Raw genomic sequence first — 13947 nt, 5'->3', positions numbered from 1 at the left:
CTTGACCGTGTTCCAGCCCATGTGCGGAACAACCTCCGCGGGAAGGAGTTCCACCTTGCCGGGCCATTCGCCGATGCCTTCAGCCTCGGTGCCGTGCTCCACGCCTGCTTCGAACAGCACCTGAAGGCCTACGCAGATGGCCAGGACCGGCCGGCCGCCGGCGATCCGCCGGCCCATGAGGCGGATGCCGTCCACAGCTTTGAGCTCACGCATCACGGTTTCAAAAGCACCGACGCCGGGAACCACCAGGCCGTCAGCGTTCAGGACATCCTCTGGCTTGGAGCTGAGGATCACCTCGGCGCCTGCGCGCTCCAGGGCCCGGACTGCCGATCGGACGTTCCCGGAACCGTAGTCGAGGACCGTGACAGTGGGTTTCCCCTCGGGTGACGGCAGCTTCTGTGAAGCTGAGGGATCGATGATGGCGCCGTCCCGAAGGACCTTGCCGCTCACAGCGCACCCTTGGTGGAGGGAATGCCCTCGACGCGGGGATCGGACTCAACGGCTGCGCGCAGGGCACGCGCAAACGCCTTGAACTGGGCTTCGACGATGTGGTGCGGATCCCTTCCGGCGATCACATTCATGTGCAGGCAGATGCCCGCGTGAAGGGTGATCGCTTCAAAAACGTGGCGGGTCAGCGAGCCGGTGAAGTGGCCGCCGATCAGGTGGTACTCCTGGCCTGCAGGTTCCCCGCCGTGCACCAGGTACGGGCGGCCGGATACGTCGACGACGGCGTGGGCCAGTGCCTCGTCCAACGGCACGGTCGCTTCGCCGAAGCGGCGGATGCCGGCCTTGTTCCCCAGGGCCGTGCGCAGCACCTCACCGAACGTGATGGCAACATCCTCCACCGTGTGGTGGACGTCGATGTGGGTGTCACCGGTCGCCTTCACCGTCAGGTCAATGAGCGAGTGCTTGCAGAGCGCGGTGAGCATGTGGTCGTAGAAGGGCACCGACGTGTCGATGTCCGAGATGCCGGTACCGTCAAGGTTCATCTCCACGAGCACGGAGGACTCGCTGGTGGCACGCTCCATGCGCGCAGTCCTGGCCGCATTGGATCCGGTGGAACTCATGGTCAAGTGTCCTTTGGGAAGAAGGAGTGGTTCAGGGCGTCCAGCGCCGGTAGTTCCAGTCTAGGCCGGAAGCTTGGCCTGGCTGGCAAGGATGCTTTCCAGGGAGGTGAGGAAGGCTGTGGTTTCCGTCTCAGTGCCCGCGGTGACGCGAAGGTGGCCCGGAATTCCGACGTCGCGGATCAGCACGCCCGCATCGAGCAGCTCCTGCCAGACCTGGTGCGGGTTCTCCAGCCCGCCGAAAAATACGTAGTTGGAGTCCGAGGCGGCCGGCTTCAGGCCCATCCTGGTCAGCTCCGCCACAATCCTGTCGCGCTGCTTCTTGATGTCCTCAACGTCCGCCATCAGGGCCTCGCGGTGCTGAAGGGCTGCCAGGGCGGTGGCCTGCGTGATGGCGGATAGGTGGTACGGCAGCCGTACCAGCCGCAGCGCATCGGTGACCTCGGGGGCGGCTGCCATGTAGCCGAGGCGCGCGCCGGCCAGGGCAAAGGCCTTGCTCATGGTGCGCGAGACAATCAGTCGTTCCCGGCCGGGCAGGAGGGCCAGGGCGCTGGGCGTTCCGTCATGCGCGAACTCGTGGTAGGCCTCATCAACGATGACGATCGCCTGGCTGGCTTCGCCTGCCTCGTACACCGCCTCCACGACGTCCGGCCCGAGGCCGGTACCCGTAGGGTTGTTCGGAGAGCAGAGGAAAACGATGTTGGGCTGAAGTTCCTTGACCTGCAGGGCGGCAGATTCAGCGCTGAGTCCGTAACCGTCGGCCCGTTCACCCGCAACGTATTCGGTGTCCGTACCGCTGGCCAGCAGGGGGTACATGGAGTACGTGGGCGGAAAGCCCAGCGCGGTGCGGCCGAGGCCGCCGAAAGCCTGGAGAATCTGCTGGAGTACCTCGTTGGAGCCGTTGGCCGCCCAGACGTTCGACGCATCGAGCCCGTGCCCCAGGTACTCCGCCAGGGCCTTGCGCAGCTCAGTGAATTCCCGGTCCGGATACCGGTTGAGACCTGCCGCAGCCTCTGTCACGGCCGCACTGATGGCGGCGCGGACGTCTGCGGGCACACCATGGGTGTTCTCGTTGACGTTGAGGAGGATGGGGACATCCAGCTGGGGCGCGCCGTACGGGGTAAGCCCACGAAGGTTGCTGCGGAGGGGAAGCCTGTTCAGGCGATCTAGCTGGTCATTCACCTGAACAGTTTAGTGCCCGTGCCTGAGACCGGAAAATGTGACGGTCTCCTGTTCGCGCTCAGCGTGCAGCAACGATGCGATCCGCTGGCGTGCTTTGCGGGGCGCCTTCCCGGCCGCCGTCCCAACGCAGCTCCGAAAGCGGGCTGATCTATTGCCGGCTGGTGGGTGCCTGGTGCTGACGCAGGGCACCGCCGGTGCTAGGACGTGGGCACGTACAGCTGCTGCCCCGGGAAGACCGCGCCGGCACTGAGGTTGTTAAGCTGCACGATGTCCGCCACAACGTCACGGGCATCGCGCTCAGGGGCAACGGTACCGGCAATGGCCCACAGCGACTGGCCCGATTGCACGGTGACGGTGACCGTGGGGGTTATGGAAAGGTCCGCCGTGGAATCTGCGGCCTTTGCCGGCGAGTTGAAGAAGCCGGCCAGGGAGAGCAGCAAAGCCGCCAACAGGACCAGGGGGATGCCGATCAGGACTATCTTCCCGCGTCTGGTCAGGCGCAGCGGCGGCAGGGGTGCCGGACGCTCCGGCTGCCGGCCGGCGGGCGGCGACATGAGTTGATGCACTGAAAGAAGCTGCGGACGTGAACCCTGTGAAGCAGATGTAGCTGACATGAACTGAGCCCTCCTGGACCTGAACGTGCTGCCCGATGTTCCCCCCGGTGGCCGCCGACTGACCCGGACCTTTGTTCGGGTTTTCGAATAACCCGAACCGGAGTAGAACAAATGTTCGAACTTTGCTTTCTCTGTTTTAGCACCTATCAACGAATAATGTCGAGACTCGCTAGAACAAATGTTTGAAAATGCAGTGTGGCTGGCCTAGCTTTGAAGACAAGAACAACCACCTCTGAAGTTGATCAGCAGGGTCTGACAATTACGGCGGCAACCCCAGGTCCGGGCCGAAAAGCCAGGGCAAACTGAAAGGCATTGGCGAATATGGCAGCAGCAGCCGCCGGGGGAAGGGCAACCTCCCAACCGAAGAAGACCGCCAAGGGCCTGACGCCGCGGCAGAAAAAAATCCTCGAAACCATCCAGCGCTCCGTCAATGACAACGGCTATCCCCCGTCCATGCGGGAAATCGGCGACACCGTGGGCCTGGCAAGCCTGTCCAGCGTTACCCACCAGCTGTCGCAGCTGGAAAAGCTCGGCTACCTTCGCCGCGACCCGAAACGGCCCCGCGCCATGGAGGTGCTGATGCCTCTCACCTTGGACGGTGGTTCAACCAGGCCGGCAACGGAGCCCTCTGCCCTTCCGCCGGGCAGCATCGGCACGGTGACCGAACTTCCCACCGCCATGGACACTGCCATGGTTCCCCTCGTGGGCCGCATCGCTGCCGGTGGTCCCATCCTGGCCGACCAAGTGGTGGAGGATGTCCTGCCGCTTCCCCGCCAACTGGTCGGCCAGGGGGAACTGTTTATGCTCAAGGTGGCCGGTGATTCCATGGTGGACGCGGCGATCTGCGACGGCGACTGGGTGGTGGTGCGCCGCCAGGCCGACGCCGCCAACGGGGATATCGTCGCGGCGCTGCTGGACGACGAAGCCACCGTCAAAACCTTCCGCCAGCGTGACGGCCACACCTGGCTGCTCCCGCAGAACACCCAGTACGAACCCATCCTGGGCGACCACGCCACCATCATGGGCAAGGTTGTGTCGGTGCTCCGCTCGCTCTAAGGAGCGGCGCCAGCCATTTGTCGGCGACGTCAGCCGTGTGCCGGCAGCGCGAAGGCGTCCCCGGGCAGCCTCAGGCGTTCTCCTGCGCCAGCCGCTGCAGCGCCGCGATGGCTGTCTTCCGGTCTGTCGTTGGCCAGAAGGGCGGCAGCGCCCCGCGAAGGAACCCGGCGTACCGTTCGGTGGCGAGCCTGGAGTCCAGTACCGCCACCACGCCTTTGTCACCCGTCGAGCGAATAAGCCGTCCGGCTCCCTGGGCCAGGCGGATCGCGGCATGGGTGGCCGAAACGGACATAAAGCCGTTACCGCCCGCCTGCGCTACTGCACGGGAACGGGCAGTCATCAGCGGATCGTCCGGCCGCGGGAACGGAATCCGGTCAATGACCACCAGCCGGCAGGACCCGCCGGGAACATCCACACCCTGCCACAGGGACATGGTGCCGAACAGGCAGGTATCGGGTTCATCCGCAAACTGCTTCACCAGGGCCGTCATGGTGGAGTCGCCCTGGCAGAGAATGGTGATCCCCAGCTTTGGCCGCAGCGCATCGGCCGCTTCCTCCGCGGCGCGTCGGGAAGAAAACAGGCACAGCGCGCCGCCGTTGGATGCCCGGATCAAGGCTTCGAGCTCGGCCAGTGACTCCGGGGACGCTCCACGGCCGGGTTTGGGCAGGTGGCCGGCCACGTAGAGGATGCCCTGCTTGGGGTAGTCGAACGGTGACCCCACATCAACGCCGGTCCAGCTGGGTGCGCCCTCTCCGACGAGGCCCAGGCCTCCCGCGGCGGGCTCGAAGGCGGAGCCGATGGCCAGGGTTGCAGAGGTCAACACCACCGTATGGCCGGCGAACAGGCCCTCACGCAGCCGCCCGGCCACGGACAGCGGGGCAACGTTGATGAGCGCGGGCGCTGTCTCGTCCGGCTGGGAATATCCCTGCTGCGGGTCAAAGGAACTGGCGCGGGAGAACCACACTACTTCCCTGTTCTCACGGGCCGCCAGGAGCCGTTCGCAAAGTTCCAGGATGACCATCAGCCGGGAGCGGGCTAGCTGCCGCCCGCCGTCGGCAGTTGTACTGCTGTCCCCCTTGGAATCAGACAGGGCCGCCCGGCAGGCCTCACGCAACTGGTCCACGCAGTCCAGCTGCTCATCATTCAGGCCGTTCGGCAGCAGCCCGTTGGGGACACCCGCCAGGGCAACCTCCAGGTTGGCGGCAGCGGCGTTGAGCGCATCCACGGTGATGGCGGTGTGCTTGCGGGCACCGGCAGCAGCTGCATGCACCATGGCCACCGAGAGCTGTCCGGAAACAGCACCGGTCACCCTGTCCTGGAGCTCGTGGGCCTCATCAACCACCACCACGTCGTACTCCGGCAGCACCGCCAGGCCTTCAAAAGCGCTGACGGCGAGCATTGCATGGTTGGTGACCACAACATCGGCCTCGGCGGCGTTCTGGCGGGCCAGCTCGCTGAAGCATTCTGCCGCCATGGGGCACTTCTGCGCCCCCAGGCATTCCATTGACGTGACGGAGACTTGCCGCCAGGCGCGGTCCGTAACGCCGGGCAGGAGCTCGTCCCGGTCCCCGGTGGTGGTCTTCTCCGCCCACTCCCGCAGGCGGACCACTTCCTTGCCGAGCTGGGAGGCCGGACCGCCTGCCGCCGCCGCAAAGTGCGGCACGCTGGTGTCCTCCCCCAGGGAAAACAGCTGGCCCTCGGCGGGTTCCTCGGAGGGAAAACCGCCTTCGAGTTTATGCAGGCACACGTAATTCGACCGGCCTTTGACCAGCGCCACTTTGACGGGCCGGTCCAGGGCGGGAGTGATGGTTTTCAGGAGCCGGGGAAGATCCCTGCCCACGATCTGGGTCTGCAGGGCAAGCGTTGCGGTGGACACCAGGGCCGGCTTGTTGCTCTCCAGGGCATGGGCTATCAGGGGTATGAGGTACGCCAATGACTTTCCGGTACCCGTGCCTGCCTGGACGAGCAGGTGGTCCCCGGTTTCGATGGCCCGCGCCACCTGCCTGGCCATCTCGTGCTGGCCGTCCCGGCTTTGCCCGCCCATGCCCGCAACGGCCCGGTCGAGCAGTTCGATGACGAACTGCTCGCCGGCCGCCCCTGTGACTTCGCCAGCCACGAGGTCAGTCATGGGTGACGAATGATTCCAGTTCAGCCGCGAGGCCTTCCCGGACTTTGACAACTGCCCGGGTACCGGCTTCGTCATGGTCAACGCTGATGATCTCGGCATCCGATTCGTGCAGCTTGCTGACCAGGTCCCCACGGTCGTACGGAATGAGCAGCTCGAGCTTGACGGACGGACGCGGGATGGCCTCGCTGATGGCCTGCAGCAGCTCGGGAATGCCTTCCCCGGTGCGCGCCGAGACCACAACGTGCCGCGGTTCGCGCTGCTTCAGCCGTTCCACCACAAAGGGATCGGCGGCGTCGGCCTTGTTGAGCACGATGATCTCCGGAACCTTGCGGGCGTCCACTTCGCTGAAGACCTTGCGGACTGCGGCGATCTGGCCCTCAGGGTCCGGGTGTGAAACGTCCACCACGTGCAGGATCAGGTCGGAGTCCGCCACCTCCTCGAGCGTGGAGCGGAAGGCCTCCACCAGCTGCGTGGGCAACGACCGGACAAAACCGACGGTATCCGCCAGCGTGTAGCCGAGTCCGTCAGCAGTTTCTGCCTTCCGGACTGTGGGATCCAGCGTGGCGAACAGTGCGTTCTCCACCAGCACCCCGGCGTCCGTCAGGCGGTTCAACAGTGAGGACTTGCCGGCGTTGGTGTACCCGGCAATAGCCACCGAGGGCACCTCATTACGACGGCGGTTGGCGCGTTTGGTCTCGCGGGCAGGCTTCATCGCGGCAATCTCCCGCCGCAGCTTGGCCATGCGGGTGCGGATCCTCCGGCGGTCCAGTTCGATCTTGGTTTCACCGGGACCACGCGAACCCATGCCGGCCGCAGCACTGCCCACCTGGCCACCGGCCTGGCGGGACATCGACTCGCCCCAGCCGCGCAGGCGCGGCAGCAGGTACTCGAGCTGCGCCAGCTCCACTTGGGCCTTGCCTTCCCGGCTCTTGGCGTGCTGGGCGAAAATGTCCAGGATCAGCCCCGTCCGGTCAATCACCTTGACCTTGACGATGTCCTCAAGGCCACGGCGCTGGGAAGGAGCCAGTTCGGCGTCCACCACCACGGTATCGGCGCCGGTGGACATCACGATGTCCTTCAGCTCCAAGGCCTTGCCGGACCCCAGGAACGTTCCCGGGTCCGGCTTGTCGCGGCGCTGCACCAGTCCGTCCAGGACCTCTGAACCGGCCGTTTCGGCGAGGGCGGCGAGCTCGCGCAGCGAGTTCTCCGCGTCGGCGAGGGTTCCTTCAGACCAAATGCCTGCCAGGACCACCCGTTCAAGGCGCAACTGCCGGTATTCGACTTCGGTGACGTCTTCGAGTTCGGTGGACAGCCCTGCCGTGCGCCGCAGGGCGCGGCGTTCCTCGAGATCCTGCTGGTCGCCGTCGTAGGTTGTATGTTCTTCATCCAGGCCGGATATGGCCTGGGCTTTCCCCAGTACCCCTTTTCCGTCGCCGCGTTGCGTTGCGCCTGGCGTGCTGACGGCTTTGGCCGGGACGTCCTTGGAGAGAATCCGGTCGATGACAGCTTGGATTTCCTCAGGACTCATGTCCTGGGCGGCTGGATCGGATCCGGTGTTGGGCTGGCTGGTCATGGTCTCCTTAGAAGGTTCGGCATTTCCAGAATAGTGCCGATTGGTGGTGATTGGGGAAGTATTCGCGCTGGGCTGAGGGCCTGCGGTCATGCGGTTCTCCTGGATTGTCTCGCCGGGCAGCAAGCGGTCCGGCGGGTGGCGGCCACCCCATGCGAGGTGGCGAAGGGGAAGAGGCCGGAGAATCGGCGAAAGGGACAGCAGGAAGCTGACTTTCGAGTATTGTCCGGCGGCCGGAGCAAAACGCGTACGCGTGGTCCGGTGCACATGTGCGGAAGGCATACATGCCTGCATCGCTGTGGGACTGTTTCTTCGGGACGGGCGTGGCCCGTGCCGGCTACTCGAAGATCAGGAACATGGCTTTTACCCTAACAGACCGTCCCCGGCGCAGTTTCCCATTACGCTGCAAGGGGAACTACTCTGGCCAGTTATGGAGTCCGCACACTATTTCAGCTCATCCCCCGCCGGCCCGTTTACCCGCAAGCCGCTCACGGTGGAACTGGCAGGGGAAACGCGCAGGCTGCAGACTTCAACCGGGATCTTCAGCCCGGACGGCATCGACAAGGGAACGGCGGTGCTCCTCGCCGAGGTCCCTGCCCCTTCGCCCACCGGCAACCTGCTGGACATCGGCTGCGGCTGGGGTCCGATTGCGCTGACCATGGCACTGCGGGCGCCGCATTCGAAGGTCTATGCGGTGGACGTCAACGAACGCTGCATCACCCTGACCAACGAGAACGCGGCGGCGCTGGGACTGGACAACGTGGTGGCCAGCACGCCCGATGCTGTAGACCCGGACGTGCGTTTCGACACCATCTGGTCCAATCCTCCAATCCGGATCGGCAAGGACGAACTGCATTCCCTGCTGACGCTGTGGCTGCCCCGCCTGGCACCGGGTGGAACGGCTTGGCTTGTGGTGCAAAAAAACCTGGGCTCGGACTCGCTGCAGCGATGGCTGGCGGCAGAACTGGATGATTCTTTTGCCGTGAGCCGGGAATCAACGTCCAAGTCGTTCCGGATCCTGAAGGTCAGGAAAGCGTCCCGGTTGCCACAATAACGGCTGGCCCGCTGAGCTCCACGTGTTCATGGCCACCGGGGCCGGCGAAAAATTTCACGCCCACTACGCCTCCGGGAACGTGTACCCGCCAGGTGTCGGGCGCTTCCGCTCCTGCCCAGTGCCGAATGGCCACGGCGGCGGCGCATGCCCCTGTACCGCAGGACTGGGTCTCCCCCACACCGCGTTCGTGGACGCGCATGGTGACTGAACCTACACCGTCGTGCACCAGCGGTTCGGACGGAACCACAAACTCCACGTTGGTGCCGTTGGGAGGCACCGGGTCCACCACAGGGGCCGTATACAGGCGGGTCCCTGCCAGTTCCGGGAGTTCGGCGAGGGCAACCACGGTGTGGGGGTTGCCCATGCTGACGGATAAGGCGGGACGGGGGACTTCCAGCCCGTCCGCAGTCACCAGCGAGTCCATAGCCTTCGCAGTGGCCTCACCCGGGAAGATGAACTCCCAGGGGCCCATATCGACGGCGTAATCTGCGCCTGTCCGCACCACCGTTTTGGCCCCGGCGCGGGTGCCGATGGTGAGCGCACCGCCGTCGGGCAGGTCTACCAGGCCCTCCGTGCGGAGGAAGTGCACGAAGACGCGGACGCCGTTGCCGCACATTTCAGACAGGGACCCGTCGCCGTTGCGGTAGTCCATGAACCACTCAGCATCAGGGGTGCCGGTCAGCAGCTCCCGGCCTTCGGGCAGGAAGCGGGACGGGACCGCCCGGATCAGGCCGTCGCCGCCGATGCCGCGGTGGCGGTCGCACAGGGCGGCCACCTGCTCAGCCGCTATGGTGTGCTCGCCCTCCGGATCGGCCACCAGGACAAAATCGTTGCCGGTACCGTGGCCCTTGGAGAAGCGGAGCCCGCCCAGCGTCCGGAAGGCGTGCTCGGTTGACTCGGCAAGGGTTGCATCCATGGTGTCAAGGGTACCGGCCGGAATGGGCAGGCCCGAAACCGGGAGTTGTTGTCCGGAAAACCCGGCGCTCCGGCGGCTGGAACCCGGCATACCTGGACCAAAATTCCAGTGGTCAGCAGGCCCTCAGCTGCACAGCGCGGCCGCGCGGGAGGTCAGTGCGGGGTCCTGCCAGTCCAGCCAGCTGATGCGTGGGTCGGCGCGGAACCAGGTGAGCTGGCGGCGGGCGAACTGCCGGGTGGCCACGATGGTTTCGTCCGCGGCCTCCGCCACTGTTGCCGCGCCGTCGAGCACCCGCAGGAACTGTGCGTAACCCAGGGCGCGCGGCGCTGTTTTGCCCTGCCGCAGGCCTTGGGCTTCGAGCCACTGCACCTCCGCAAGCAGGCCGCTGTCCACCATGCGGTGCACGCGCAGGGCCAGCAGCTCACGCAGTTGCTCCCGGTCCACCGTGAGGCCGATCTGCACCGCGGGCTGGAAGTACTCCCGCTGCGGCATAAAGGAACTGAACGGGCGGCCGGTGAGCTGATGGACCTCCAGTGCGCGGATGATGCGCCTGTCATCGGAGAGCCGGGCGGCGGACAGCGGATCCACGGCCTGGAGCCGGGCCAGCAATGCAGTGGAGCCCTGGGCGGCCAGGTCATCCTCAAGCCGGTGCCGCAGCTCAGGATCTGTTCCGGGGAATTCCAGGACGTCCAGCGCGGCCCGCACGTACAGGCCGGAACCCCCGGCGAGGATGGCGCGTTTGCCACGTGAGTGGATATCCGTGATGACGGCCCTTGCCTGCTCCTGGAACCGGGAGACGCTGGCTTCCTGCGTCACATGCAGGATGTCCAGGAGATGGTGCGGCACTCCCCTGCGTTCGGCCAGGGTGATTTTCGCCGTGCCGATGTCCATGCCGCGGTAGAACTGCATGGCATCGGCATTGATGACTTCGCCGTCCAGTTCGAGTGCCAGATTGACGGCAAGGTCTGATTTGCCTGAGCCGGTGGGACCGACGACGGCGATAACAGGCGGGGAGCCCACTCGTCAGCGGCTGCGCACAGGCAGCGAGGGCATTCCGAGGGAAACTCCGGTCCGGCCGTTGCCGCTGCCCGGAGCGGGAACGCCGCAGGAATCAGCCTGGGACCTGTCCCAGGCGTCGCCCGCGCGGGAACGGCGGAGGCTGTAGTCCTGAAGAGTTGGATCGGCCACGAGGTGGAAGGCGGCAGCCTCCGTGATGGTGACCGTTACGAGGTCTCCCGGACGCGGTGCCGGCGCGCCGTCAGGAACGGAGAAGTGCACCAGCCGCTGGTCCTGGGACCGGCCGGAGAGGCGGTGGGTTTCCCCGGCCTTGCGGCCTGATTGGGCGGTCACCATGACCTCCACCTTGCGGCCGAGCTGCTTCCGGTTTTCTTCTGCGGCGATGCGGTCCTGCAGGGCCGTGAGCCGTTCGAACCGCTCCTGCACCACCGCTTTCGGCAGCTGGTCCGGCAGGTCAGCAGCAGGGGTTCCAGGGCGTTTGGAGTACTGGAAGGTGAAAGCCGTGGCGAAGCGGGACTGCTCCACGACGTCCAGGGTCGCCTGGAAGTCTTCTTCGGTTTCACCCGGGAAGCCGACGATGATGTCCGTAGAGATGGCGGCGTGGGGCATCTTCTCCCGGACCTTGTCCAGGATGCCAAGGAACTTCGTGGACCGGTAGGAACGCTTCATGTCCCGCAGGATCTTGTCCGAGCCCGACTGCAGCGGCATGTGCAGCTGCGGCATAACATTCGGTGTTTCGGCCATGGCGTCAATGACGTCCTCGGTGAAGGCGGCCGGGTGCGGGCTGGTGAAACGCACCCGCTCCAGTCCCTCAATATCACCGCAGGCGCGCAGGAGTTTGGAGAAGGCCTGCCGGTCCCCGAACTCCACGCCGTAGGAGTTCACGTTCTGTCCCAGGAGCGTGACTTCGATGGCACCGTCGTCAACGAGCGCCTGGATCTCCGCCAGGATGTCGCCGGGGCGGCGGTCCTTCTCCTTGCCACGCAGGGAAGGAACAATGCAGAACGTGCAGGTGTTGTTGCAGCCGACCGAAATGGAGACCCAGCCCGAATACACGGAATCGCGCTTGGTGGGAAGTGTGGAGGGGAAAACGTCAAGGGACTCGAGGATCTCCAGCTGGGCCTCGTGGTTGTGCCGGGCCCGCTCCAGCAGGGCAGGCAGGGCACCGACGTTGTGCGTACCGAAGACGGCGTCCACCCAGGGCGCCTTCTTCAGGATCGTTTCCCGGTCCTTCTGTGCCAGGCAGCCGCCCACCGCGATTTGCATTCCCGGGTTGGCCGCCTTCACGGGAGCGAGGATGCCGAGGTTGCCGTAGAGCTTGTTGTCGGCGTTCTCGCGCACGGCGCAGGTGTTGAACACCACCACATCGGCCTGCGCGCCGGCTGCCGGCACGTAGCCTGCGTTCTCCAGCATTCCTGCCATGCGCTCTGAATCGTGCACGTTCATTTGGCAGCCGAAGGTGCGGACCTCGTAGGTGCGCGGCCTCTGCGTGCCGTTTTCCGAAGTGGCCGCAGCCTGCGCAGCGCCCAGGTCCAAGGAAATGCCGTCCAAGGAAGCGCCGCCCAAGGAAGCGCCGTCCGATGAAGCGCCGGGGCCGGAAAGAGGGGAAGGAATGGTCAAACTCACCTGTTAAGGGTACCGGTTGAAAGGCTCGTCATGGTCGGGGGCCGCATGGGCGTCCAGGACCTCGGTCACGATGCGGAATGCCTGGGACGGCTGGTAGCCCTTCCGTGCCAGCATGGATGCCAGCCGGCGCGTGGCTTTCTCCCGCTGTGCCCGGTCTGCCAGATCGGCGCCGGGCCGCAGCTTCCGCTCCACCAGGCTCCTCGCAGCGGCTTCCTCATCAGCGTCGGAGATCTGCTCCAGGGCTGCCGCAGCGGTTTCCTGGTCGACACCTTTTTCCGCCAGTTCCCGACGGAGCGCACCCTTGGCAAGCTTGCGGGACTGCGAGCGGCTCCGCACCCACATGTCGGCGAAATCGGCGTCGTTAATGAGGCGGGCTTCCTCGAACTTGTCCAATACCGACTCTGCAACGTGCTCCGGGATGTTCCGCTCGGAAAGCTTGCGGGCCAGTTGAAGCCTGCTTTTCGCTGAGGTGGTCAACTGCCGGTAGATGATCGCCCGGGCCACCGAGAAAGGATCCGGTTCGGCGTCTTCAGAAATTGGAGAGTCAGGGTCCGGGCCATCCGGGTATGCATCTGAAGAGGAAACAGCGCGCCCGCCGCCGGTCCGGGACCGGCGGGGGCGCGCGTTGTCAGTACCGGTCAACGGTTAGAACCCGTCAACGGCCTTCAGCTTCGGGGAGTCCTTGGACTCGGGCTCCGCCGGCTTCACGCCAACGCCAAGCTTTTCCTTGATCAGTCGCTCCAGCTCCGCCGCCAGCTCGGGGTTGTCGCGGAGGAACCGGCGTGAGTTTTCCATGCCCTGGCCCAGTTGGTCGCCGTCGTACGTAAACCAGGAGCCGGACTTCTTGATGATGCCGTGCTCAACACCCATGTCGATGATGCCGCCCTCGCGGGAAATGCCCTGGCCATAGATGATGTCGAACTCGGCCACCTTGAAGGGCGGGGCCATCTTGTTCTTGACGATCTTGGCTTTGGTACGGTTACCGACCGAATCCGCGCCTTCCTTGAGGGTCTGGATGCGGCGCACGTCGATACGGATGGAGGCGTAGAACTTCAGGGCCTTACCACCGGTGGTGGTTTCGGGGGAACCGAAGAAAACACCGATCTTTTCACGGAGCTGGTTGATAAAGATCGCCGTGGTTTTGGTCTGGCTCAGGCGGCCGGTGATCTTACGCAGGGCCTGGCTCATCAGCCGTGCCTGGAGGCCCACGTGGCTGTCGCCCATATCGCCCTCGATTTCGGCGCGGGGCACCAGGGCGGCAACGGAGTCGATGACGATGACATCGAGGGAGCCTGAACCAACCAGCATGTCCATGATCTCCAGTGCCTGCTCGCCGGTGTCTGGCTGTGAGACCAGGAGCGCGTCCGTGTCCACACCGAGTTTCGCGGCGTACTCCGGGTCCAGGGCGTGCTCGGCGTCAATGAACGCGGCGATGCCTCCCAGGCGCTGGGCGTTGGCCACGGCGTGCAGAGCCACGGTGGTTTTACCGGAGGATTCCGGGCCGTAGATTTCAACCACGCGGCCGCGGGGAAGGCCGCCAATACCCAGGGCTACGTCCAGGGCAATGGAGCCGGTGGGGATGACCTCGATGGGGGCCCGGACTTCGTCGCCGAGCCGCATGACCGAGCCTTTACCGAACTGCTTGTCGATCTGGGCCAGCGCTGCTTCGAGCGCTTTTGCACGATCCGGGGCTGCCGCCATGGTTCACACCTCTAATGCT

General features: G+C 65.3%; 13 protein-coding genes. 2 read left to right on the top strand and 11 right to left on the bottom strand.

Going from position 1 to position 13947, the window contains the following annotated elements:
* From hisH to FBY31_RS21205, 4 genes are all read right to left on the bottom strand, one after another.
* Window positions 1–450: imidazole glycerol phosphate synthase subunit HisH (gene hisH, locus FBY31_RS21220; protein WP_142044909.1), on the bottom strand; the 450-nt coding region annotated here is incomplete at its 3' end.
* Window positions 447–1067, bottom strand: a complete 621-nt coding sequence (gene hisB, locus FBY31_RS21215) for an imidazoleglycerol-phosphate dehydratase HisB (RefSeq protein WP_142044907.1) — start codon at window positions 1065–1067, stop codon at window positions 447–449. The genes hisH and hisB, both read right to left, overlap by 4 nt.
* Before the next feature lie 60 nt (window positions 1068–1127).
* A complete protein-coding gene (locus FBY31_RS21210) occupies window positions 1128–2246 on the bottom strand; it encodes a histidinol-phosphate transaminase (protein WP_142044905.1) in 1119 nt (372 codons plus the stop codon).
* Window positions 2247–2443: 197 nt separating this feature from the next.
* Window positions 2444–2800, bottom strand: a complete 357-nt coding sequence (locus FBY31_RS21205) for a LysM peptidoglycan-binding domain-containing protein (RefSeq protein ID WP_142045632.1) — start codon at window positions 2798–2800, stop codon at window positions 2444–2446.
* A 381-nt stretch (window positions 2801–3181) separates the two neighbouring features.
* On the opposite strand from FBY31_RS21205, the gene lexA reads away from it, so the two are divergent.
* Window positions 3182–3916, top strand: a complete 735-nt coding sequence (gene lexA / locus FBY31_RS21200) for a transcriptional repressor LexA (protein ID WP_142044903.1) — start codon at window positions 3182–3184, stop codon at window positions 3914–3916.
* 70 nt (window positions 3917–3986) lie between these two features.
* Here lexA and FBY31_RS21195 read toward each other — a convergent pair whose 3' ends face one another.
* Both FBY31_RS21195 and hflX read right to left on the bottom strand, forming a co-directional pair.
* On the bottom strand, window positions 3987–6044 hold the full coding sequence (locus FBY31_RS21195) for an ATP-dependent DNA helicase (RefSeq protein WP_142044901.1): 2058 nt from the start codon (window positions 6042–6044) through the stop codon (window positions 3987–3989).
* Window positions 6037–7617, bottom strand: coding sequence for a GTPase HflX (gene hflX / locus FBY31_RS21190; RefSeq protein ID WP_142044899.1), 1581 nt, complete (start codon window positions 7615–7617; stop codon window positions 6037–6039). Before hflX ends, FBY31_RS21195 begins: the two co-directional genes overlap by 8 nt.
* Before the next feature lie 427 nt (window positions 7618–8044).
* On the opposite strand from hflX, the gene FBY31_RS21185 reads away from it, so the two are divergent.
* Entirely contained in the window at window positions 8045–8668 is a 624-nt protein-coding gene (locus tag FBY31_RS21185) for a class I SAM-dependent methyltransferase (RefSeq protein ID WP_142044896.1), read from the top strand.
* Here FBY31_RS21185 and dapF read toward each other — a convergent pair.
* The 5 genes from dapF to recA form a co-directional block, all read right to left on the bottom strand.
* Window positions 8640–9584 carry a diaminopimelate epimerase gene (gene dapF, locus FBY31_RS21180; protein WP_142044894.1) on the bottom strand — a complete coding sequence of 315 codons (945 nt, stop codon included), beginning with the start codon at window positions 9582–9584 and terminating at the stop codon, window positions 8640–8642. The genes FBY31_RS21185 and dapF overlap by 29 nt on opposite strands.
* 123 nt (window positions 9585–9707) lie before the next feature.
* Window positions 9708–10604, bottom strand: a complete 897-nt coding sequence (gene miaA, locus FBY31_RS21175; RefSeq protein ID WP_142044892.1) for a tRNA (adenosine(37)-N6)-dimethylallyltransferase MiaA — start codon at window positions 10602–10604, stop codon at window positions 9708–9710.
* A gap of 3 nt (window positions 10605–10607) precedes the next feature.
* Complete coding sequence (gene miaB / locus FBY31_RS21170) at window positions 10608–12227, bottom strand: tRNA (N6-isopentenyl adenosine(37)-C2)-methylthiotransferase MiaB (RefSeq protein ID WP_442858203.1); 1620 nt, start codon at window positions 12225–12227, stop codon at window positions 10608–10610.
* Between the two features lie 3 nt (window positions 12228–12230).
* Window positions 12231–12731: a regulatory protein RecX gene (locus FBY31_RS21165; RefSeq protein ID WP_142044890.1), complete on the bottom strand. Its 501-nt coding sequence runs from the start codon at window positions 12729–12731 to the stop codon at window positions 12231–12233.
* A gap of 141 nt (window positions 12732–12872) precedes the next feature.
* Window positions 12873–13928 (bottom strand): recombinase RecA, encoded by a 1056-nt coding sequence (gene recA, locus FBY31_RS21160; RefSeq protein ID WP_066274884.1) that lies wholly within the window; start codon window positions 13926–13928, stop codon window positions 12873–12875.
* Window positions 13929–13947: the final 19 nt, after the last annotated feature.

Origin of the sequence: Arthrobacter sp. SLBN-100, assembly GCF_006715305.1 — a bacterium.
Classification (GTDB): domain Bacteria; phylum Actinomycetota; class Actinomycetes; order Actinomycetales; family Micrococcaceae; genus Arthrobacter.
This window is presented reverse-complemented; position numbering and strand designations above follow the sequence as displayed.